Here is a 22,208-nt window from a genome sequence, read left to right on the forward strand (position 1 = left end):
GGGGTGCGGGCTGTCAGCCACCTATTGGTCGTAGGTGGCGGGGTCGGATCCCTCTCCACAGGAGAGGGCTCTGACCCCGAGCCGGGTATCGGCGCGGCAGAAGGGTCAGAGCCCTTTCCCGGCGGGAAAGGGATCCGACCCCGGGCGATCAACGCAGCGCCAGGTCCACTGCGATACCGGCAAACAGCGCGGCACCCACCCAGTTGTTGTGCAGGAACGCCTTGAAGCACGGGCCGCGTTCGCGGTGGCGGCAGATCCAGAACTCGTACACCACCAGCGCGGTGGCGACGGCCACGCCGGCCAGATAGTACCCGCCCAGCCCGCCACGCACGCCGACCAGCGCCATGGTGGCCAGGAACAGCGCGTACAACACGCCCTGGATGACCAGGTCGAGATCACCGAACAGGATCGCGGTGGAGTGCGAGCCCATCTTCAGGTCGTCTTCGCGGTCGACCATGGCATACCAGGTGTCGTAGGCGGTGGACCACAGGATGTTGCCGGCATACAGCAGCCAGCCCAGCATCGGCACCTCGCCCTGCACGGCGGCGAACGCCATCGGGATGCCCCAGCCGAACGACATGCCCAGGTAGACCTGCGGCAGATGGGTGTAGCGCTTCAGGTACGGATAGCTGGCGGCCAGGAACACGCCGATGAAACTGAGGCCGATGGTCAACCCGTTCAGGGTCAGCACCAGGCCGAACGCCACCAGCATCAGCACGGCAAACAGTGCCAGCGCGGCACGGCCGCTGATTGCGCCGGTGGCCAGCGGACGCGCCTTGGTGCGTTCCACATGCGGGTCGAGCCAGCGGTCGGCGTAGTCGTTGATGACGCAACCGGCCGAGCGGGTCAGCCACACGCCGGCGGTGAACACGAACAGCGTCCACAGCGGCGGCAGGCCGCCCGCGGCCAGCCACAATGCCCACCAGGTGGGCCACAGCAGCAGCAACGTGCCGATCGGGCGATCAGCGCGCATCAGACTCCAGTAATGCCGCCAACGCGGCGTCGCCGGCGACTGCGGCGAAGTGAGGGGGGTATCAGCCATGGCGATAGGATACTCCTGCCCCTCTGGCAGGGCTTTGCCCGTGGGGGGAGATTTGTTCGGCGAAACTGGATAGAATGCCGGTCCCGCACCGCTTCATGGCGCTGCGATGCCCGCCCCGGCACCGGCCGACGGCGCGGCGGTTCTACAACGCGCCCGTAGCTCAGCCGGATAGAGTAGTGGCTTCCGAAGCCATTGGTCGGGGGTTCGAATCCCTCCGGGCGCGCCATCTCCCCCTGTGTTGCCTGCATGCCGCCAGCCCGCGCTGGACGTTGCCGCGCGCTTCATCAACACTGCGCGCATGACGCCACGGGATCTGCTGCAGCTGGCGGCAGGCGCTGCGATTCTGGGCCTGGCCGCCTTGTCCACCGGAGTGAGCTTCGGCCGCGCTCGGCGTGGCAGTCATCTGCTCACCATCTTCTTCGCCTGTTTCGCCGCCGCCAATCTGTTCGGACTGGTGCTGTTGGGTGGCCAGGCCTGGCACTCGGCCGACGCGGTGCGCTGGCTGCGGGTCATCGAAGTGCCGCTGGTCTATCTGCTCGGTCCGCTGCTGTATGGCCATGCGCGTGCGCTGCTGTTGCCCGCACCGGGCCACACTTCGTTGCTGCCGCTCGCGCATCTGCTGCCGGCCATGCTCGCGTTCGTCGTTTCCCTGTTGAACGCTGTTGCGCCTTTCGACGTCTCGCCGCTGGGCAAGGCGCTGTTCCAGCTCAGCTTCCATGGCTGGCTGCTGCAGGGCACGCCCTACCTGCTGGCCACGCTGTGGCTGTCGCTGCGTACGTCTTCGGCCCCGCGCGGAACCGCGATCCAACGCAGCGGACTGCGCGGGCTGGCGATCGTGATGACAGGCTGCTGGCTTGCCAGCGCGATGAACCGATGGCCGCCGCACGCCGCTCCGCTGCTGGCCAGCATCGGGCTCAGCCTGCTGACCACCGCCGGCATATATCTGCTGGCCTGCCGCGTGGTGCGGCAGCAGCTGCGCGCGCCTGTGAATGCCGCCGCACCGGGCGTGGGGAATCTCATCCCCGCGCCCATCGAGGACGTCGCCGTCGCACGCTACGAGCGCTCGGGCATCGACGCCGCGCAGTGCGCGGCCATCGCCAGCGCGCTGACCGCATTGATGCGGGACGAACGCCTGCATGAAGCGCCCGGGCTGGACCTTCAGTCCCTCAGCCAGCGCAGCGGGTGGTCACCCAACCAGGTCTCGCAGGCGCTCAACCAGGGCCTCGGCCAGAGCTTTTCCGAGTTCGTGAACAGCTTCCGCGTCGCTGCCGCGAGGGCATGCCTGTCCGATCCGTCCGACCTCCGCAGCGTGCTGGACATCGGCCTGGCCGCCGGCTTCGGCAGCAAGTCGACCTTCAACAGCGCGTTCAAGCGCGCCACCGGGCAGACACCGAGCGAGTACCGCCGCCTCACCACGTCCGACTGAACGTCCAATCCTTCACGCCCGGTCGAACGGCGCCCGCCGCTGCGTTGCCATCAACGCTCGACCCGACGAAGAAGGTGATGCGATGCGATGGCAACGGATGATGTTCGGCCTGCTGTGGATGCTGGCGGTTCCCGTGCAGGCTGCGGTGGGGGATGCGGCGAGCGTGCTGGCCCGGGCCCGTGCAGCCAGTGGCGGCGAGCCGTGGCTGTCGGTACAGCGCCTGCAGGCGGAGGGCGAGCAGTCGGTGGGCGGCCTGCACGGGCGCTGGCAGCTCAACCAGGACCTGCGCGCCGGGCGCTATGCCGAACAGGCGCAACTGGGAGACTTCACCGTCGCCCAGGGGTTCGACGGCCAGCTGTCCTGGCGGCGCGACTATGGCGGCGAGGTCGGCCTGCTGGATGGCACCGTGCCACGTCGGACCGCGCGCACGCAGGCGTGGCTGGCCACCCGCGCCTACTGGTCCAGCGCCTATCCGGCCTCGCGCTTTGCGGGCCCTCGCACCGAGGCCCACGACGGGCAGCGCTATGACGTGCTGTCGACGACGCCGGAGGGCGCGGACCCGATCGAACTCTGGTTCGACACCCGCAGCGGCCTGCTCGGCCGGGTGGTCATCGCCTCCGCGCGCACCCCCACCGCCACCACGCTGGAAGACTACCGGGCGGTCGATGGCCTGCTGCTGCCCCATCGCCTCATCACCGATACGCTCGATGCCCAGGGCCGTGCTGATCCGCGACTGCGCAGCGACGTGCAGGTGCAGCGCTACCGGGTGGATTTCCCCGTGCCGGATGTACTGTATGCACCACCAGCGATGGCCGACGACAGCTACATCGAGGATGCCAGCGGCACCACCCGTGTCCCGTTCGACCTGATCAACAACCATGTCTACATCGAGGCCGAAGTGGACGGCCAGCCGGCGCGCTTCCTGGTGGACACCGGCGCCATCAACCTGCTGACACCGATCGCCGCCAAACGCCTGGGACTGACCACAGCGGGCCGCCTGAGCGTGCATGGTGCCGGCGACAACGCCAGCGACCTGGGCCTGGCACAGGCCCGCCACCTGCGCATCGGTGGCGCGCACCTTGCAAACCCGGTGTTCCACATCATCGACCTCGGCCAGCAGATCAACTCGATGGGCGTGCCACACGATGGCTTCATCGGCGACGAAACCTTCCTGCGCTTCGTCACCACCTTCGACTATGGCGCGCGTGTGCTCAGCTTCACCCGGCCAGGCCACTACCAGCCACCCGCCAACGCGGTGGTGCTGCCGTTCGAGCAGGATGACCGCGCACCGGTACTGAATGGCGAACTGGACGGCATCCCGCTGCGGTTGTGGCTGGACACCGGCTCACGCAACTCGCTGAGCCTGAGCAGCCCGTTCGTGCGTACCCATGGTCTGTTGGAGAAGTACCACGCCAGTGAGGAGGCGGTGCTTGGGTGGGGCCTCGGAGGCCCGGGCCGCGCGCGACCGGCCCGGCTCGGTGTGCTGCGCATGGGCAGCATCGAGGTCACCGGCCTGGTCGGTGACCTGTCCAGCACCGACAAGGGCGCGCTGGCCCTGGCCGACTATGGCGCGATTCTCGGTGGCGGCGTGCTGCGGCGCTTCTCCATGGGCATCGACTACGATGCCAAACGTCTCTATCTGGTGCCCAACGCTGAAAGCACGCAGGCCGATGCCTTCGACCGCAGCGGGCTGTGGTTGCAAGCCGAGCACGGTGCACTGCGTGTGGCCGATGTGGCGCCGACCAGCGCTGGTGCGCGCGCCGGGCTGCGAAGGGATGATCGCATCGTCATGATTTCAGGCGAGCCGATTGCCACGCGGAGACTGGCGGACTGGCGTGCGCTGCTGCGTGAGCGCCCGGTTGGGACGCGCGTGGGCATCCGTTATCTGCGCGATGGCCGGCAGGTGGATACCGAGCTGGTGCTGGCGGACCGGGTGGCTGCGGGATGGCGTGCCGATTGAGTCAGTACTGGCGCTATCCCTGCGGAGCACCACAAAGGCAGTGCCAACTATTTGTCTCTTAAGAAGTTCCTCGGCCGAGCGCCATGTCTGATGATTTTTCGCGCGGCACCAAGATAGAAGTCACTGAATACAAATGAGAAGGCGGCAGCTGTATAGAAAACAAGTAGTGCCCCAGGAATGGGAATCGCGCGAACGAAGCTATCGCATTCGAGGTTGCGGGCGACCAGCAACCCAATCATGAACATCTCGGCCAGGAAAGCCATGGCGAATGCGAATCGCACTCGCCTAACCTCAACCGACAGAATTCCCCTTCTCGCCAGTTCGAACTTGGAATACACAAACAGCACCAGCAATGCCACAAAAAGAGCAAACATAACTGATGGAGAGTATCCAACGACTGGACAGCCCATACTCATCATGGACTCAATCAGCGCGCAGCAGATCGCCAACGCTCCAACTGCAGCTGCGCCCTTCATGCACCTTATGAAGATCAGTTCGCCGGACATTGGCATTTATTGTAGTTTGACCTCAGATGCCGAGCTGGTGCTGGCGTACCGGGTGAATGAGCGCTGGTCTGCCGATTGAGCTCGCGCTGCCCGCTGTGGCGTACCCGCTGCGCATGCGGCGGGTGCCACTGAACGAGTGGTGCCCGTGAATCTCGCACACGGCGGGAACGTCAGGGAATGAACGATGCCGAGCGACGCTCGCAACCGGCTGCATCCCGTACCACGATGGAGTACTCCGTGTCCGCGCTGGATTGGCCGGGCAGGAATACGCCATCACCATCGAACAAAACGCTCTGCTGTTCACCCTGCCCGATCGACAGCCCGATCGCTCCCGGTGTGATTTCCTCAAGGATCACGTTGTAAGGCCGCCAGGCATCCTCGCCTGTACGCCTCATCTCTGCGCGAGCAGTCCTTGAGTTCAACCTGCGTCTTTCATCCACCCACAGCTGAAGTGGCTGATCAGCGTTGTGGGTGATCTGGAAGCGCCCGTAGGTCAACCCGTCGACTCTCTCGGTGCCGACATAGGTGAAATGGGCCGGCGGACACTTCGTGGTGCGGTTCGGATGCGCCGCACAGGATGTCAGTGCAACCACGAGGCAAAAGGCAGTCAGTCGCTTCATGGGTTCGAGGCCTGATGTGGGTTGTTGTCGCGGCGGCATGCGGCGGTGAGGGCAACCAGCACTACGCCCCAGAGCGGCGTGAGCAGCACGACGTTCATCACCGTCAGCGAAACCGGTACCTGCCAGAGCAGCGATGACCTGAACCCGCTGAATCTATAGGCTTCCAGTGCAAGCACCACGACCTGGGCCAGAAGGCCCGCGAGCAGCCCCAAGCCAGCCCCCTTGGCAAGCCGCCTGATCGTCAGGCGGCCAGCGGCGGGAACCCGTGCGCCAAATCCCAGCAACAGAAGGCTGACGGCATACAGCCAGAAGAAAACCTGATGTGAGTCGAAGGCGTAAAGCGCCCTGCCCACAATGTGCAGGAACAGCCAGAGCGCTCCACACGACACCGCGTAGGCCAGCCCGTACCGAAGAATCTGCCTGGCTTTCATCTTGTATCTCTCCGAGAGCGTGCAGACCGATCGCGTTCTTTTGTGGAGGAGCGCGGGAGCTCATGCACCTTGCCTCCCGCTTGGCGCCCTACTCGCGCAATGCATCGCGCAGCGCTCGAGAGTACCTGCCTGCCTCCAGCATTTGCAGCTGGACCAGCGGAATCCGATATCTCCTGAACAGTGCAGCCAGTTCCCAGACCTCCTCCTCCAGAACCGCATCTGGATCCAGGGGTAGATAGATGACATCCCCTCTGCCGACCACATTCCCGATGCAGCCGATTCGACCAATCCACTCGAAGAAGAACCGTTCATCCTGTTGAGAAAAGAAAACTACCCTTTTCGCTTCAAGCTCCATGGTAAATCACCGTCCATTCAACCACGTCATTTGGATTACCCATCCCATTCCAGCCTTTGCACTGATTACTCTGGACCGGCGACAACGAACAGAGCTGTCAGCGCGCTGCAGAACATCCTGCGAAGACACTGCTGGGCTTCTCCTTCAAGCTCACAGCGATCACACGGTGCATGGGATGCTCCGGAACCTGCACGCATATCTGCAATCACACTTCTTCACTCAACCTCCCCCCTATCTCGTAGAGAAGGCAGGCCAGGGCGGAAAGATGATAGGCCAGTGGTTCCTGCTGCCCCAATGCGACTCTTTGAATATCAGAGTAGTCATCGAAAAGACTTCCAACTTCAAGCTCCACCCGCTCACCGCCCATGGAGTGACGTTCCGACCATGGCACCACGCGGTAAAACACGTCCTCCACTTCAATCTCTTGCAAGCCCTTGGAGCACAGCTCGTCGAACAATATTGATGAGACCTTTTCCAAGGTGTCCAAATTCATCTTAATGCTAGACACCAAATTCGAATTTCATAGGGCCAGGGTGGTACTGAAAAGAAGATTGCGCCTACCGACCCACAGCGGGCATCTGCGCCCCATACTGTAGGTGAGACGAAGAGTATCTGAAAATCACTATCTGCATATTTCCCGCATCCTGCCGAGAACGGCCGCACTTGCCCGTCCGACTTCGAGCTTCCGTATCAATCCAGCACATTCAGGCCAGATGGCCTGCTGCTGTTCTTGGCACGTGGCCGAGTAGTTACAAATCCACCATACAGCCTCGTCGTACAGGGTGATCTGCGCTTCGCCACCGGCCGGAGAGCGCAGCACGCGCGGCGAGCGGCCGGACTGCACTTGGAGACTGTGCCTAATTCATCTTCGGACGGATTACCGCTTCAGGCTGTCATGGCCTGAAGACGATCAATTCACACGCCCCCTCTACATCCGCACCTCTCTGCCAATCAGAGAAGTGGCGATGCTCCCATGCATCGCTACTTTCCATCTCCTGAGCACACTCAGTCAGGAACGCGGCAAGGAGGCGCGCTTCAGCGGGCCCGACCTGTAGAACCACCTCCTCTAGCCGACCGGGGTCATCAACGAGCTGTCTTTTCCCGTAAATCTTCATCTATTTCATGCCCCTTCGTTTCCTTCCACTATGACTTCTCCGCCGAGAGCCTTGAATATGTCGCACTTGACTGGATCACCACGCTCGCATCCCTCGCGAGCAATTTCTTTGGCTACATTCAGAGCTCCGCCACACATCGAGAGCGAAAATCCCTTCCCACGAAGGAACTGCTTGACTCTATCAGAAAGGCCCGCCGGGTCCGTCCCGTGACTCCCACTTCCGTCCTGGTTCACGACGATCTCCTTACAGCCTTTCGCACAAACGTGGGCGTGACGTTGTTGCCCCTCAACATGCGGATTATCCACTCGAACAGTGGTCGGGCGCCCACCAGTAACTTTCTCGGTTCGGCCCGAGTTCGCTAACCCGTGTGGATCTACTCCCAGAAGGGGATCTCCCTCAACGTAAGCGAAGGTATTAATGCCCCCGTCCAGTCCAATCGGATCACTCTGCGAATACCGCCCCACTGCCGGGTCGTACTCGCGCTGGTAGTTGTAGAACAACCCACTCGCATCCGTCGCCTGCTGGCCCGGGAAGCGCAGCGCCAGCTCGAACACCACGCCATCGCCGTCCGGGTCCGCACTCGGAATCTGGTTGCCGAACACTTCGCTCTTGTTGTTCCACTCCCAGATCGCCACATCACGCACCGGATCGATCACCACGCGCGGCGTACCCAGATGATCCGGCTGCACGTAGGCAAGTTCCGGCACGCCGGTAGCCGGCACATTGATCAGCGCCACCGGGTAGTTGTCCAGCCAGATGGCCTGCTGCTGCACTTGGCCCGTGGCCGAGTAGTTGCCCAGCCACTGCCCGGCCTCATCGTACAGGGTGATCTGCGCTGCGCCACTAGCCGGGGTACGCAGCACGCGCTCACCGCGATGGTTGTAGCTGTAGCTTTCCAGTACAGCATCACCCTGCTTCACCGCGCTCATGCGGTTGGCATCGCTGTAGGTGAACGTCTTGCTGCCGATGCTGGTGGTGTTGCCCGCTGCGTCATGGTTGCGCGCTTCGCCGTCCACCGCAGTCAGGCGATGGCTGGTTGCGGGACAGGTGTAGTTGGCGGGGGCGCCGAGCCCCCGTGCATCCCTCAGCAGGCCTCACCGCACCGAGGTGCCCTGCCATCACTGTGTCTTCCCAACCTGGCTGGGGTACGCCCTGGCCCATATCCAACCCGGTAATTCACGCAGTGGCAGCGCCTGTTTCGCCACAGTCTCCAGCTTGATGATCTCAGTTTCGCCCCGCTTAGTTAATTCTAGTCCGCGCTCCTCGCGGTTTCCGGGCAGGATGAGCTCCGGTTTACTGTTGCTCTTAGCTCTCGTATTCCATCCCGCACATATCCTATGTGACCCAGATGGCAGACCTTCAGCACGTAACGAGTCTTGTCCGGATAAACATATCCAACAACCGGAACCGGAGTAGTACTTGTACCAATTACGGCACCCCCCTCTGCCGAATCATAAACTTCGATCACGCCCTCCGGCACAACCTCCCTGCCCTTGTGCTCGCAAGAGGTGACAGTGAATACTGAGAAGATAAAAAAAATACAAGGAATCAATTTCATCATCTTTTCCCGCGCTGAATGGTTGATTCATCAGACATCCACCAAAGTAGGTGATTTATTGATTCCGGAAGAATCATGTTCACAGGCTGAAGCTCCTTGCCAATCTCCCGCATGCAATTCTGCAACGGCGTCCCGCAGTTATTATTTATTGCACTGTACGCCCCCTGCGGCCTCGCGAGACATGCCGATAGTTTTGACTCCTGCTGCGGTGTAAGTTCTATTGTGTGCTTAATTCCAGTGCGCAAATTAAGCTGAGATGAAACATAGTTTGTACTTATTGAGTTGCCCGCAGGGCCAAATGAGTAATCGACACCATTTGAAGTTGTCGATATGTGCCCGAAAGAGGAATGCAGCTTTCCATAGCTCGGCAGCCCTCCCTCATAGGGGAGTGGCATCCATACCCAGACATCGACCAGCCCCTTTTCATCGACCTTCGAAAGAGGCTTCCCGGAGGCATACGGGTACGTACCAATCCCTCCCATCAACCCAATCGGATCACTCTGCGAATACCGCCCCACCGCCGGGTCGTATTCCCGCTGATAGTTGTAGAACAGCCCACTCGCATCCGTCGCCTGCTGGCCTGGGAAGCGCAGCACCAGCTCGAACACCACACCATCGCCATCCGGGTCAGCACTCGGAATCTGATTACCGAACACCTCGCTCTTGTTGCTCCACTCCCAGATCGCCACATCGCGCACCGGATCGATCACCACGCGCGGCGTACCCAGATGATCCGGCTGGACGTAGGCCAACTCCGGCACTCCAGCGCTTGGCGCGTTGATCAGCGCCACCGGGTAGTTGTCCAGCCAGATGGCCTGCTGCTGGGCCTTGCCCGTGGCGGAATAATTGCCCAGCCACTGCCCGGCCTCATCGTACAGCGTGATCTGCGCTGCACCACCAGCCGGGGTACGCAGCACGCGCTCCCCACGATGGTTGTAGGCGTAGCTTTCCAGTACGGCATTGCCCTGCTTAACCGCGTTCATGCGGTTGGCATCGTTGTAGATGAACGTCTTGCCACCGATGCCGGTGGTGTTGCCCACCGCGTCATGGCTGCGTACCTCGCCGTCCACGGCAGTCAGCCGGTGGCTGGTTGCGGGATAGGTGTAGCTGGCGGTGCCTGCAGAGGTGGTCAGGGCGGTGCGATTGCCGGTGGCGTCATACGCATAGGTTTCAATCGGCGTGCCGGTCGCGCCGTCCTGGGTCTGGGTCAGGCGACCCAGCGCGTCGTAAGCGTACTTGGCCAGCACCGCCGAGCCTGCGCCGTTCTTCAGCTCGGTGATCGAACCCACCGGGTCATAGCCGTAGCCCAGCGACAGTCCGCCCGCGGCCGGGTCGTGCACCGCCTGCGGGCGATAGTCCAGGTCGAGCGGACGCTGCAGCTGGCGGCCATTGCCATAAGTCCAACCGGTCGCCGGGCCGAAGGCCGCATAGGTCACGTTGTTCACCACGATCTGGCGCGCCTGGCCGGGCCGGGTCAGGCCGATCTGGCTGATGCGCCCCTGGGTATCGCGCACGTAGTCGGCCACACTGCCATCGGGGTAGGTCAGCGCGGTCAGGCGACCCGACTTGCTGTAGGCATAGCGCAGCGTGCTGGCAACGCCGTTGACGGTCTGCACCTTGCGGGTGACCTGGCCGAAGCGGTCGTGGCAGTACTGGGTGCTGCCATTGGCGTGCAGCACCTGCCCCAGCCGTCCCTTCGCGAAGCGCTCGTCGGCGGCACAGGCGGTCGGTGCCACGTCGTAGTTGTAGCCCACGTCCAGGTTGGGGTCCGGGTAGGCAATGCCGATCAGGCGGTTGAGTGCATCGTAGTGATAGGTGGCGGTGACGCCGCGTGCATCGGTAGTGGTCTTGCGGTTGCCTGCCGCATCCACGGTGAAGCTGCTGGCGCCACTGTCCGGGCTGACCTGGCCGGTCAGGTCACCGAACCCGTTGTAGGCGTAGGTGGTATGCAGGCCCTTCGGGTCGGTGACCTGGGTGACCTGGTCCAGCGCGTTGTACTGGCTGCGGATCTCGGCCGCGACGCCGCCGACGTCCTGCAGGGTCTGCGCCAGGCGGTTCAGCGGGTCGTACTGCTGGCTGGTCACGCGCTGCAGGGCGTCGGTGATCGTCTGCGGGTTGCCGTTGGCGTCGTAGACAAAGCCGGTGGCGTGATTGCCTGCGTCCTTCAATGCGGTCAGCTGGCCGAGCGTGTTGAACGTCCGTGCCAGGGTACGGCGCAGGGTGCCGCCGGCATCCAGCGTGTCTTCCTTGAGGCGGTTGCCGGCGTTGTCCAGCGCATAGTGAATGGTGCTGCCCGCACTGTCCGCGATGTCCGTCAGCCTCTGGGCGGCGTCGTAGACATAGGTAACGCTGCTGCCGTCAGGCTCGGTGACCTGTTGCACCTGGCCGGTCGGCCAGTAGCTGATCTGGGTAACGCGGTCCTCGGCTGTAGTGGCACCGCGCACGGTGATCGAGGTCGGCCAGCCACGGGCATGGTAGGTGTAGGCGGTGACCACGCCGTTGGCATCCCTCGCCGACAACGGCCGCCCGAGTGCGTCGTAGGCCAGGGTCTCAACCGTCTGGCCCAGCGCATTGGTCACACTGCGCAGGTCGCCCTTGCGATAACTGCAGGCACCATTGGCCGCGCATCCCGCGTCGTCCGCGGTGTAGTAGGCATAGGTGGAGACATCCGCCACATCACTGCGTGGGCCATCCACGCTACGCAGCAGTCCTACCAGCGGGCACTCCGGGCCCTCTGCCTCACAGTAGGTCTGCGTGGTGACGCGGGTGTCACCGGTCACCATGTCGCGCACCGTGATGGTGGTCGGCTGGAGGCGTGCATTGCGTGCGATGCGGATCTCACGGCTACCGACGGTTTGCTGCACCAGCCGATTGCTGTCCATGGCCACGCGCGTTTCGCTGATGCGCTGATCCGGGGTACCCGCCGCTTCCGTCGTGGTGGTCACGCTGACGGCGCCTGCGGCAGAATCGCTGGCCTCGGCATAGGCGTAGTTGGTGACAACACCACGGCGATCGGTCAACGACTGCAGCCGACGCCGGAAATCGGTGCCCTCGGGCAGATAGGCGCGAGTGATGCTGCCGTTGCTTTCGGTGATGCCATTGACCTTGCGCGGAAGGCCGCTGGTACCGCTGGCGGTCAATGCGTAGGTGCTCTGCTTGCCCAGTGCGTCGGTGACGATGGTGGTGCCTGCCGGGGTGTACTCCAGGCGCACGCCATCAATGCCCACGTCGGCTTGGCTGCAATCGCCGGAATGGCGGCTGCAGGTGACCCGCCCTTGCGTGTCATAGCCGTACCAGCTGTAGCGCTGGTTGTCTTCGGCGGTAATGCCAGTCAGGTAACCCGGGAAGCGGGCGTCCTCATAATGGTAAGTACGACTGGCGCCGTCTGCGTAGGTCGCACGGATCAGTTCGCCGGCCGGTGAATAGGCGTAGCTCACCACAGGCTGGCCGGCGACCATCACCGCGGAGATCAGCGAGTCGTCACCTGGCAGGAGGTACTGAATATCCAGACGCCGCCCGGTTGAATGGGTGACGCTGAGCAGGCGGCCACGGCTGTCGTGCGCATAGGTCAGCGACGTTCCGTCCTCGAAATCGCGACGCTGCATCAGGCCGGTGGAACTGAACAGGATGCGCTCCCCGGCGCGTGAGAGCAGCCAGTTGGAACCCTGCTGCGTTACCCGCTCGCCGCTGCCGTCATTGGCTTCGTAGTAGGCGCCGCGCTTGGGGAAAGCGAGGTGCGTGCCGTCCTGACCGATCCGACCGACCTTCACTTCGGTGCCCGGTGGGAACGTGGTGCTGTCCACACCGACCGTCAACCGCAGGTTGTGCGAGTGCGTCCAACCCGTGCCCAAGGCGGCTCCAGGCGTGCTGGTCAGCGAGTGGTAGTGACGGCGGAAGCTGATCCAGCCCAGATCGAAATCGGGCTCGGGCTGGGTCTTGTCACCTGTTGTCGGGTCGCATGGATTTCCAGGTGCATCACACTGTTGCGCGATCATCGGGCTGTGGTATCGGCGGGTCATCGCCGCCGTCCCCGTCTCAAGCGCCGGGGGCATGCCGCACATCTGCAGATCTTCACGCCACTTCATGATGGTGCTGCTGGTATTGGGGCACTTCACTTCCCGTGTCCGCTGGACAGGGCGTGGCGCTGTCATCGGCTCGCAGTTGCACTGCCTGCATTGAAGAAGTGGTAGGAAACGGTGGCCACGCCCTGCTCACCCACATTGCTGCCATCGGCGCCGGCACCTGCGCCACCGCCAGGGATCCCCGTCCACGCCTGCGTCATCGAAACCTGCGGCGCCGGGCAGGCGGGCTCCTTGGGCACCGTCAGCCTGAGCGCCTCGAACAGGGCCTCCTCCGAGCCATGCGCCTGGCTGTCGAAGCGGTATGTCCAATCGGTCTTGATCAGCTTCGCGGGTTTGATCGCGTAGTCATAGATGATCTTGTCGGTCAGGGTAGTGGTCCCCCGCATCTCCCAGCTGAAGGGGCCATAGGCCTGATGGGCGGCAAAGCGGGTTTCAATGTCCTTCTGTACCAGCTTCTCCGTCGCGCGGGGCTGGTTGCCGGACGCGAACGCGAACCACTGCTTCTTCACCTCCTGCGCCTGAACCGCAGAGGTGCCCATGCATCCCAGCGCGGCCATCGCCAGCACTGTGCTCGACAGATCCTTCAATCGCTTCAACATCCCTGTTCTCCTTCCTGGACGAACACAGCGCCGGCGGGAACGAGAACGTGGGGCGGTTGCCTCACCACGTCATGCTTCGGATCGTCCCTGGTCCGGAATGCGGGCTGACCGCACGGGGGACGTTATCTCCGATGTGGTTTACACATTCAAGTCAGAAACTGTGGAATGGGTCGGATTTCAGAGTTTTCTGATAAAGCGGGCGGCCGACCGAACAGGCGGCCGAGCGTGGGTCCGGCGCTACAGGGGCCAGTACGCCATATACAGCAACGCCGGGCATGGCCCGGCGTTTCCGTCACAGCATGGAAGGGGTAAACCTCAGTACTTGCCGTCGAACGCGAAGATCGGCTTGCGCTGCTTCCACGCACCGGCGGTGAAGTCCGGGAACTCCAGCGTCTGGAAGCTGTTCGCGATCGACTGCTCGCTCAACGGGGTGATCGCACTCCAGGTCACCGCGTCGTAGATGTCGATCGGCATCGGTGCCTTGGCCTTCAGCGCTTCAACAAACGCATGGATGACGAACCAGTCCATGCCGCCGTGGCCGGCGCTGGCAGCGGTGTCGGCATTCTGCTTCCACAGCGGGTGCTCGTACTCGTCCTGGTACTTCTTGAACTCTTCCCACTGGTGCGGCGGGCTGCGGCCTTCGATGTGGATCGAATGGTTCACGTCCATCCACAAGCCCTTGGTGCCCTGCACGCGGAAGCCCATCGAGTACGGGCGCGGCAGCGAGGTATCGTGCTGCAGCAGGATGGTCTCGCCGTTCTCGCAGGCCAGCGTGGTGGTCACGATGTCGCCCAGCTTGAACTTCACCTTGGTGCTGGGGTGGGTGGTGCCGCCACTCTTGGCCACGGTGTATTCATGCAGGCCGCGCGCCTTGGTCGCGAAGGCGTTGATGTGGGTGAAGCGGTTGCCACGGTTGATGCCGGTGTACATCGCGCACGGGCCGATGCCATGGCTGGGATACAGCTCGCCGTTGCGCTCCACCGAATGCTCGGTGCGCCAGCGTGCTTCGCTCCAGCCCTTGGGGCCGAATTCCACGCCGCTGTCGTAGGGCTGGTTCGGGTCGCCGGAATTGAACTTCACGCCGCGCAGGTCGTGCTGGTAGCCGGCCTGCAGATGCACCAGTTCGCCGAACAGGCCCTGGCGCACCATCTGCAATGCGGCCATTACGTCGCGGCGGTAGCAGACGTTCTCCAGCAGCATGTACGGGGTGCCGGTGCCCAGCTGGGTCTTCAGCACGTCCCAGTGGTCCTGCAGGGTGATGCCGGCCACCACTTCGCAGCCCACGGCCACGCCGGCCTGCATCGCGGCAATCGCCATCGGCGCGTGGTATTCCCACGGCGTGGCGATGATCACGCCATCGATGCCCTTCTGCTCCAGCAGGCGCTTCCACGCATTGGTGTCGCGGTCCTGGCCGTAGGTCTTCGGCGCCGGCTTGCCGGCCTTGGCCACCATGTCCACGGCGCGGCCGAGCATGATCGGCTCGATATCGCAGACGGCAACCACTTCGACGTCGTCGCGGCGCACCAGTTCCTTCAGCAGCACCAGGCCACGCATGCCGGTACCGATCATGGCCAGGCGCACCTTGCGCCCGCGTGCCCAGGCCGGGGTCTGCGGCAGCAGGCTGCTGGCGGCGACAGCGGCACTGGCCGCGATGAATTCCCTACGCTTCATGGCAAACATCTCTCCTCTTGGCAGCGTGCCGGCCGTAGCCGGCACGCCAGGTCACGCAAACGGAATTACTTGAACCGGTAGCCGATGGTCACACTGTAACCACGGCCGAAGATGGTTGCGTAGTCACTGGAGTCACCCAGGAAGCTGTTCGGGTCGTAGAACGGCAGGCGGTTGAACAGGTTCTTGACAGTGAAGCTCAGGTTCCACGCATCATCCGGGCGCCAGGTGACGCTCATGTTGGCGGTCCACCACGACGGCGCGCCGTCACACTTGCTCTTCTGCAGGGCCAGGTAGCCGCCGGTGCAGGTCTCCTTGTTGTTGCTCACTTCATCGACCTGGTCGGTGGCCCACTTGGTGCCGCCGACGTAGTTGACGAACATGCTGGTGGTCACCTGCTTGTAGGTCCAGTCGGCATTGAGCGTGGCACGCAGGCGCGGGTTGTTGTAGTAGCCGACCACGTCGCCGTAGTACCAGCCGTTCTCGGCGTCCATGTAGAAGCGGTTGCGGTTGGCGATGGTGGCGGCCAGGCCGATGTTCAGGTTGCCCCAGTCGCCCAGCGAGAAGCGACTACGCGCATCGATGTCGAAGCCGTCGATCAGGGTCTTGCCGCGGTTCTTGTACTGGCCCACCACGCTGGCCACGTTGCCGGCCGAGTAGCCCGGCAGGTTCGCCGGGCAGCTCACGCCGCTGGCCGGGTCGGCGCACATCGCCGCCAGCTGGGCCAGGTTGGCACGGTCGCTGTCGGTGATCGGCGAGCGCGACATCGAGATGATGTCTTCCATGCGGCGATAGTCCGGCGCGACGATTTCATTGTTGCGGTAGATGAACCAGTAGTCGGCCGACACCGACAGCCAGCTCGCCGGCTCGTAGACGAAGCCAAGGGTGGCGATCTTCGCCTTCTCCGGCTTCAGGTCCTTGTTCGGCTGGGTCATGCGCGCCACGGTGCGGCTGCAGTCGACGTTGAGCAGGGTCTTGCCGAGATCGACATCGCCCGGCCGCTGCGACTTCAGCAACAGGTTGGCGATGGCGTTGGTCTCGTTGCAGCGCAGCTCGTCACGGAAGCCGCCGAGCTGAGCGAACACGCCACCGTTGCCGGACTCGGCCAGGCTCGGTGCACGGAAACCGGTGGAGTACGTACCGCGCAGCATCAGCTGGTCGAACGCCTGGTACTTGAAGCCGATCTTCGGCGCGACGTTGGCGCTGAAGTTCGGGTACTTGTCCACGCGCACCGCGGCATCCAGTTCCAGCTTGTCGGTGATCGGTGCCACGGTCTCGGCGAACAGCGCGTAGGTGTTGCGCTTGCCGTCGAACCACGAGCCGCCCTGCTGGGAAATCAGGCCATTGGCTGCATCGGCGTTGCCCGGGGTGTAGAAGGTTTCGCGGCTGGCGTTGAAGCCGAACGCGGCGCGCATCTCGCCGGCCGGCAGCTGGAACAGCGGGCCTTCGATCTTGCCGTCCAGGGTGTGCAGGCGCGTCCACGACTGGATGTCGAAGGTCGGGAATGCTTCGCGGATCAGCGCAGCGTTGGCGTCGCTGATCTCGCCGAACTTGTACGCCGGGTGGTCGGAGATGATCACGCGACCCGTGGTCGGATCGATCGAGTACGGGCCGAAGGCCTTTTCGAAGCCCTTGATGTTGACGTTGATCGTCTGGTACGTGGTGGAATGCGTACCGGCGCTGGCGAACGCGGTCTCCCAGTTCCAGTCACCCACGTCGCCACGCACGCCGGCCAGCACGCGGTAGCTCTTGTCGGTGTTGCGCTGGCCGAAGTAGTTCGGGCCGGCATCCTGCAGCAGGTAGTTCAGGCCGACCACACCACCCATCATCGCCTTCATTTCCGGGCTGGCGTGGTTGTACTCGTTGTTCGGGCCCAGGAACGGGTACAGGAACTGGTTGACGTTGTTGCCGGTGTTGCGCGAGAACCAGCTGGTCGGGTTGCCGGTGGTGGTGCCGTAGGTGCGCGGCGTGCCGCCGTTGGCACGCAGGTCGATGTCGGTGTAGGTCGCCTCGGCGAAGATCTCGGTGCTGTCGCCCACCAGGAACGTGCCGTTGAGGTAGGCCGTGTTGCGCTCGGACTTGGCGCCGGCATCGATCTCGTTGTTCATCCAGGTTTCCCAGACGCAACGCGGTCCGGCCGCTTCACTGGTCAGCACGTTCTTGCAGCCCGGTGCCGCTTCCTGCACGCGACGGCCGGTGACCGGATCGAACGCGAAGTAGCTGCCCGGGTTGAATTCGCCCGGCTTGCTGCCCACGCCCAGGCGCAGGTTGTTGAGGTAGTTCGGGTTGTTGACGTAGTACTGGTCGGGCCGCTTGTCGTAGAAGTCGCTGAGCGGAATCGCGTCGCGGCGGTACATGTTCACCGCGCCGTAGATGTTGAAGCGGTTCTCGGTCAGGTCACCGAAGCCGGCGGTGATGCTGGCCTGGCGCTCGCCGTAGGAATCGATGCGCGACGAGGTGTCGTTGGTGAAGCTGATCTCGGCGCCCTGGAAGTTGCGCTTGGTGATCACGTTGATCACGCCGGCCACCGCGTCAGTGCCGTACACCGCCGAGGCGCCGTCGGTCAGCACTTCCATGCGCTCGATGGCCGCGGCCGGGATCGCATCGATGTTGACGAACTGGGTCTGGAAGCCGGCCGGCGCACCGTAGTACGACAGGCGGCGACCGTTCAGCAGCACCAGCGTGCCCTGTGCGCCGAGGCCACGCAGGTTGGCCTGCGAGGCACCGTCGGAGCCGGTGAACAGCGAACGCGCGTCCTGTTGCGCCGGGCGTGCGGCGGGCAGGTTGTCGAGCACCTGCAGCAGCGTGCGCGCACCCATGTTCTGGATGTCCTGCTTGCTGATCACCTGCACCGGCGACGCGGTTTCAACGTCGGTGCGGCGGATGTTGGAGCCGGTGACCTCGATGCGGGCCAGGTCGGTGGCCTTGTCCTTGCTCTCCTGGGCGAAGGCAGGAACGGCGACCGACAGCAGCACGCCGGCGATGGCCAGCGACAGCGGAGCGATCGAACGACAGGGGGGGCGGTGGTGGCGGGCGGGCAACATCGGGGTTCTCTCCTGGCAGGGGTGCGGCGCAAAAAGTGAGCGCGTGGGCGTTCGGCGGGCAAAACGCTCCCGGGCCACGGCCATGAGGGCCGTAGTCGGAATGGGCGGGGGGAGGAGCGGTGTTACGAGGGAGTCATGGGGCGACGATGCTGGCGGAGTCGCCCTCCTGGCCGATCAGCACGGCGTTGGCCCAGTTGGCACAGACCTGGGCGGGTTGGCTGCCCTGCGCACCCAGCGTGCGCAGGCTCAGGGTGGAAAGGCCTCGGATGTCCAGCTCCGGCTTGACCACGCCGGGCGCCTTCACCAGGCCGCTGTCGTACAGCAGGCGGTTGTCACCCCAGACCTGGAACTGCAGGCCACCGGCGTTGCGGCAGGCGTCGTCGATGCCGAGGTCGGCGCGCAGCAGGTGCCAGCCGCCCTGCAGGCGCAGGTCGATGCGGCTGTTGGCGCCGACGCCCAGGCCACGGCGGAACTGCAGCCCGTTCATGCGCATGCCGGCGTCGCCACGGAAGGACTGGTCGGTGCGCACCTGGCTGGCCAGCGCGGCCGGCACCGGCAGCTCGGAGAGATAGCGCTGCCGGGCCGGTCGCTCCGGTTCCTGGTGTTCAAGAATGTGGAAGGTGGACAGTGCGATCGGGCCGACATCGCGCGGCTGCAATGCATCGAACGCGCGGGCGCTGCCCTGTGCGGCGGTCACCATCGGGTCGGTGCTGCTGGCGCCGTCGCCTTCCGGGTTCTGCACGCTCAGCACGCGGAAGCGCAGCAGTCGGCCGGCATGCGCCGGGAAGTCGATGCGCTGCACGCCTTCCTTCAGCTGCAGGCGGCCACGTGCGACCGGCTCGCCCCACTCGCCATTGCTGTCGCCCAGGTACACCTCGTAATCGCGCACCTGGCCGTGCTTCCAGTTCTTGTCGTTGCGCGGCGCAATGTCGATGCCATCGATCATTTTGCGCTCGCCGAAGCCGATCACCCACTCGTGCGCGCCGGTGCGCACGGCCTGGTTGCGCACGCTGCGGAACCAGGTGCCCGGATCATCATCGAAGGCATTTTCCAGCGCATGGCCGGGCTCTTCGGCCGGGCGGTTGACCATCAGCAGGCTGTCGGCCGGAAGTTCGCGGCCCAGCACCGGCGCGGCCGGATAGGCATCGTCGGCGGCTGCGGCGGCCACCGCGAATTCCAGCTGCAGCTGCAGCGGCTGGCGGATATCCTGTGTGGCCGTGCGCACATGCAGCGTGCCGCGGCGCTCCTGCGCGTCGAAGTACCAGCCTTCGTTGGCGCTGTTGAAGGCGGCGGCATCGGCCAGCGCCGGCAGCGCGCGACCACCGGCCTGCACCGCGCGCGGCGCCTGGCGGCTGAGCACGCGCAGGCCATAGCGGCGCTGCGCCAGCTGGCCGTTGTACTGGCCTTGCACGGCGTCAATCTGCACCTGCACCGGGCCACTGCCTTGTGCCGGCGCCTGCACGCGGATCTGCTGCGTGCTCGATTCGCCCTGCTGGTAGCGGCGGGTGTTGCCGTCGTCTTCGTACAGCGTGTACTGCGAATCGCCCTGCGGGTACAGGTCGAACGTCACTTCGTCGAGAGGTTTCTCACCGTCGAACAGCATCGACGCGTACATCGGCAGGATCGCGCCGGCACGCACGAACACCGGCAGCGTCGCCAGGTCCACCTGGCGGTCGAGCTGGCGGCCATCGGCGGTGGCCTGCACGCGGCGGCCGTCCCAGTAGTCGATCCAGCCGCCGGCCGGCAGGTGGATGTCGCGGCGCCAGCCACGGCTGGCCGCCTGGCTGCGGTACACCGGCGCCACCAGCAGGTCGCGGCCGAGCAGGAACTGGTACTTGTAGGTTTCATCCTGCGCGTGCGGGTCGCGCGGGTTGTCCCACATCAGGCCACGCACCGGCGGTGCACCGGTCTGCGCAGCCTCGTGCACCAGCCCATACATGTACGGGGTCAGGCGCATCTTCAACTTCAGGTAATCGCGGTTGATGCTGCGGTAGGGCTCGTCGTACCACCAAGGGTGCTTGCGCGCATTCGACGACCAGCCGCTCATGCCCATCAGCACCGGGGTGAATGCCTTCCACTGCAGATCGCGGGTAAAGGTCTCGGCGCTGCCGCCGAAGATCGCATCGACGTCGCCGCTGGCGTAGGCCATGCCGGACAGACCCGAACCGACCAGGGTCGGTACGTGCCAGCGGATGTAGTCCCAGCTGCTGCTCTGGTCGCCGGTCCACGCTACGGCATAGCGCTGGATGCCTGCCCAGCCCATCACCGTCCACAGGAACGGGCGCGAATCAGAATTGTCGAGGATGCCGTTGAACGCCTGGCGGTTGGCATCCATCGCGAACTGGTAGCCCTTGCCGGTCCAGGCCACGTCCAGCTTCTGCACGCGGCTGCCGGCCTTGCCCACTTCCCAGGCGATCTTGTCGACACCGTTCTCGGTCCACAGGCCGGTGCGGAAGCCGTACGTGGCCAGGCCCTTCACCGTCTCCGGCAACTGCTTGTAGCCGCAGCCGTAACCATCATTGGGCAGGATCCAGCCACCGGGCATGTCGTTGGCGCGGTACTGCCTGGCCACGCTGTCGATCACATCCGGCGTGGTGCCGGTCGGGCCGTCGCTCCAGCCTTCAGGCACGGTGCCGGGCTTCTTGCGGTTGTCGCCGTCGTTGTAGCAATCGGCATCGCCGTAGGACAGCGCCCAGCGCGCCACCATGTTGGGGCGGCCGGTCAGCTGGGTGTAGCGTTCGATTAGCTTCGGCAGATCGGCACCCACGAAGTAGTACGCGTCGAAGCGGTCTTCGCGGTGCAGCAGCGTGGCCTGGTCGGCCTCGCGCAGATCGTAGCTGCCATCGCTCCAAGTGTTGCGCAGCATGCCCCAGCCGCGGCTGCTCAGCAGCATCGGTGCAGGGCTGGGGCGGTCACCCTCTTCCCAGCCGCCGGAGTAGGACACTTCCAGCTCGCGGCCCTTGAACTGGTAGCGGCCGTTCTGCTGGCCACCGCCGTAATAGCCTTCATCGGCCTGCGAGGACAGCACCTGCACGCTCTGCGTGGCATCCAGGTCCAGCGGCTGCAGTTCCTGCCACAGCGCGATGGGCTGGCCATTGTCCAGGCGTTCCAGGCGCAGGCGCAGCGGCTGCCGCTGTACATGCAGCACCAGTGCATCGGTGCGCACGCGGATTTCCTGCGCGTCTTCTTCCAGCTGCGCCTGCACGCTCGCCTTGGGCTGCGGCAGCACGATCGGTGCGGCCTTGTCGCCGGCACCGGTCAGCGTGCCGTTGCGACCGGCCTGCACGCGGATGATGTCGGTGGCCGGAAGTTCGATGCGGATGCGCGCGCCCTTGTCGGTCTGCAGGTCCCAGCCCTGCACGCCGTCGCGGCTGGCGCTGGCACTGACCGAACGCAGGTTGCCGACCGGCTCGGCGCTGGCCGGCATGGACGCCAGCATCAATGCCGGCAACAGGGCCAGCATCAGCGGCGAGCGACGAACGCAGTTTTCCACGCGGACTCCCAACCCGTTCACCGGGCGTTTCGAAAGCGGTTGGGCCGACTCTAGGGCAGCGATTCGAAAGATGTCAACAAATTGAAAGGAAAAAGGAAGATATATTCCATTGAAACGAAAGTTGTTGCGTCGCAATACTTTGTGTAAGCGCTTGCAGTCGCCTGTTAAGCATTGTGCGATACGGCATTTCGTCGATCCTTTCGTTTTCCTGGGCACCTCGCGACGGGAAAAGCCACCCACCCGTTTTCTTTCTTTTTACTTTCGATGTTTGACATTTCGAAAGAAAACGCAGATGGTGCGCTGGCCCAA

13 protein-coding genes, 1 tRNA gene and 2 pseudogenes are annotated in these 22,208 nt (G+C 64.2%); 3 read left to right on the plus strand and 13 right to left on the minus strand.

Going from position 1 to position 22,208, the window contains the following annotated elements; genetic code table 11:
- Nucleotides 1-148: 148 nt before the first annotated feature.
- Nucleotides 149-1,042 carry a 4-hydroxybenzoate octaprenyltransferase gene (ubiA, locus tag ACUZUJ_RS20735; protein WP_049444132.1) on the minus strand — a complete coding sequence of 298 codons (894 nt, stop codon included), beginning with the start codon at nt 1,040-1,042 and terminating at the stop codon, nt 149-151.
- Between the two features lie 149 nt (nt 1,043-1,191).
- Here ubiA and ACUZUJ_RS20740 point away from each other — a divergent pair.
- The 3 genes from ACUZUJ_RS20740 to ACUZUJ_RS20750 all read left to right on the plus strand — a co-directional run bounded on the left by ACUZUJ_RS20740 (nt 1,192) and on the right by ACUZUJ_RS20750 (nt 4,428).
- Nucleotides 1,192-1,268, plus strand: a tRNA-Arg gene (locus tag ACUZUJ_RS20740).
- Nucleotides 1,269-1,340: 72 nt separating this feature from the next.
- A complete protein-coding gene (locus ACUZUJ_RS20745; RefSeq protein WP_458220670.1) occupies nt 1,341-2,468 on the plus strand; it encodes an AraC family transcriptional regulator in 1,128 nt (375 codons plus the stop codon).
- Between the two features lie 82 nt (nt 2,469-2,550).
- The gene (locus ACUZUJ_RS20750) at nt 2,551-4,428 is read left to right on the plus strand and encodes an aspartyl protease family protein (RefSeq protein ID WP_458220669.1); all 1,878 of its coding nucleotides are present in this window, start codon (nt 2,551-2,553) and stop codon (nt 4,426-4,428) included.
- Nucleotides 4,429-4,475: 47 nt separating this feature from the next.
- On the opposite strand, the gene ACUZUJ_RS20755 is transcribed toward ACUZUJ_RS20750, so the two are convergent.
- The 12 genes and pseudogenes from ACUZUJ_RS20755 to ACUZUJ_RS20810 form a co-directional block, all read right to left on the minus strand.
- Complete coding sequence (locus ACUZUJ_RS20755) at nt 4,476-4,934, minus strand: hypothetical protein (RefSeq protein ID WP_458220668.1); 459 nt, start codon at nt 4,932-4,934, stop codon at nt 4,476-4,478.
- Between the two features lie 170 nt (nt 4,935-5,104).
- Nucleotides 5,105-5,554 (minus strand): adhesin, encoded by a 450-nt coding sequence (locus ACUZUJ_RS20760; RefSeq protein ID WP_101766246.1) that lies wholly within the window; start codon nt 5,552-5,554, stop codon nt 5,105-5,107.
- Nucleotides 5,551-5,985, minus strand: a complete 435-nt coding sequence (locus tag ACUZUJ_RS20765; protein ID WP_101766247.1) for a hypothetical protein — start codon at nt 5,983-5,985, stop codon at nt 5,551-5,553. Before ACUZUJ_RS20765 ends, ACUZUJ_RS20760 begins: the two co-directional genes overlap by 4 nt.
- Before the next feature lie 88 nt (nt 5,986-6,073).
- The gene (locus tag ACUZUJ_RS20770) at nt 6,074-6,340 is read right to left on the minus strand and encodes a hypothetical protein (RefSeq protein ID WP_101766248.1); all 267 of its coding nucleotides are present in this window, start codon (nt 6,338-6,340) and stop codon (nt 6,074-6,076) included.
- 205 nt (nt 6,341-6,545) lie between these two features.
- A complete protein-coding gene (locus tag ACUZUJ_RS20775) occupies nt 6,546-6,833 on the minus strand; it encodes a hypothetical protein (protein WP_158298019.1) in 288 nt (95 codons plus the stop codon).
- 216 nt (nt 6,834-7,049) lie between these two features.
- Nucleotides 7,050-7,172: pseudogene (locus tag ACUZUJ_RS20780) on the minus strand (RHS repeat domain-containing protein); the annotation flags it as partial.
- Between the two features lie 636 nt (nt 7,173-7,808).
- Nucleotides 7,809-8,513, minus strand: a pseudogene (locus ACUZUJ_RS20785) (RHS repeat-associated core domain-containing protein); the annotation flags it as partial.
- Between the two features lie 499 nt (nt 8,514-9,012).
- Nucleotides 9,013-13,098 carry an RHS repeat-associated core domain-containing protein gene (locus tag ACUZUJ_RS20790; RefSeq protein ID WP_510468057.1) on the minus strand — a complete coding sequence of 1,362 codons (4,086 nt, stop codon included), beginning with the start codon at nt 13,096-13,098 and terminating at the stop codon, nt 9,013-9,015.
- A gap of 62 nt (nt 13,099-13,160) precedes the next feature.
- Nucleotides 13,161-13,694 (minus strand): hypothetical protein, encoded by a 534-nt coding sequence (locus ACUZUJ_RS20795; RefSeq protein WP_458220497.1) that lies wholly within the window; start codon nt 13,692-13,694, stop codon nt 13,161-13,163.
- A 315-nt stretch (nt 13,695-14,009) separates the two neighbouring features.
- The gene (locus ACUZUJ_RS20800; RefSeq protein WP_101766458.1) at nt 14,010-15,365 is read right to left on the minus strand and encodes a Gfo/Idh/MocA family protein; all 1,356 of its coding nucleotides are present in this window, start codon (nt 15,363-15,365) and stop codon (nt 14,010-14,012) included.
- Nucleotides 15,366-15,430: 65 nt separating this feature from the next.
- Nucleotides 15,431-18,406, minus strand: a complete 2,976-nt coding sequence (locus ACUZUJ_RS20805; RefSeq protein WP_458220498.1) for a TonB-dependent receptor — start codon at nt 18,404-18,406, stop codon at nt 15,431-15,433.
- A 133-nt stretch (nt 18,407-18,539) separates the two neighbouring features.
- Nucleotides 18,540-21,899, minus strand: a complete 3,360-nt coding sequence (locus ACUZUJ_RS20810) for a TIM-barrel domain-containing protein (protein WP_458220499.1) — start codon at nt 21,897-21,899, stop codon at nt 18,540-18,542.
- Between the last annotated feature and the right edge of the window lie 309 nt (nt 21,900-22,208).

Source organism: Stenotrophomonas sp. S4 (assembly GCF_054187805.2).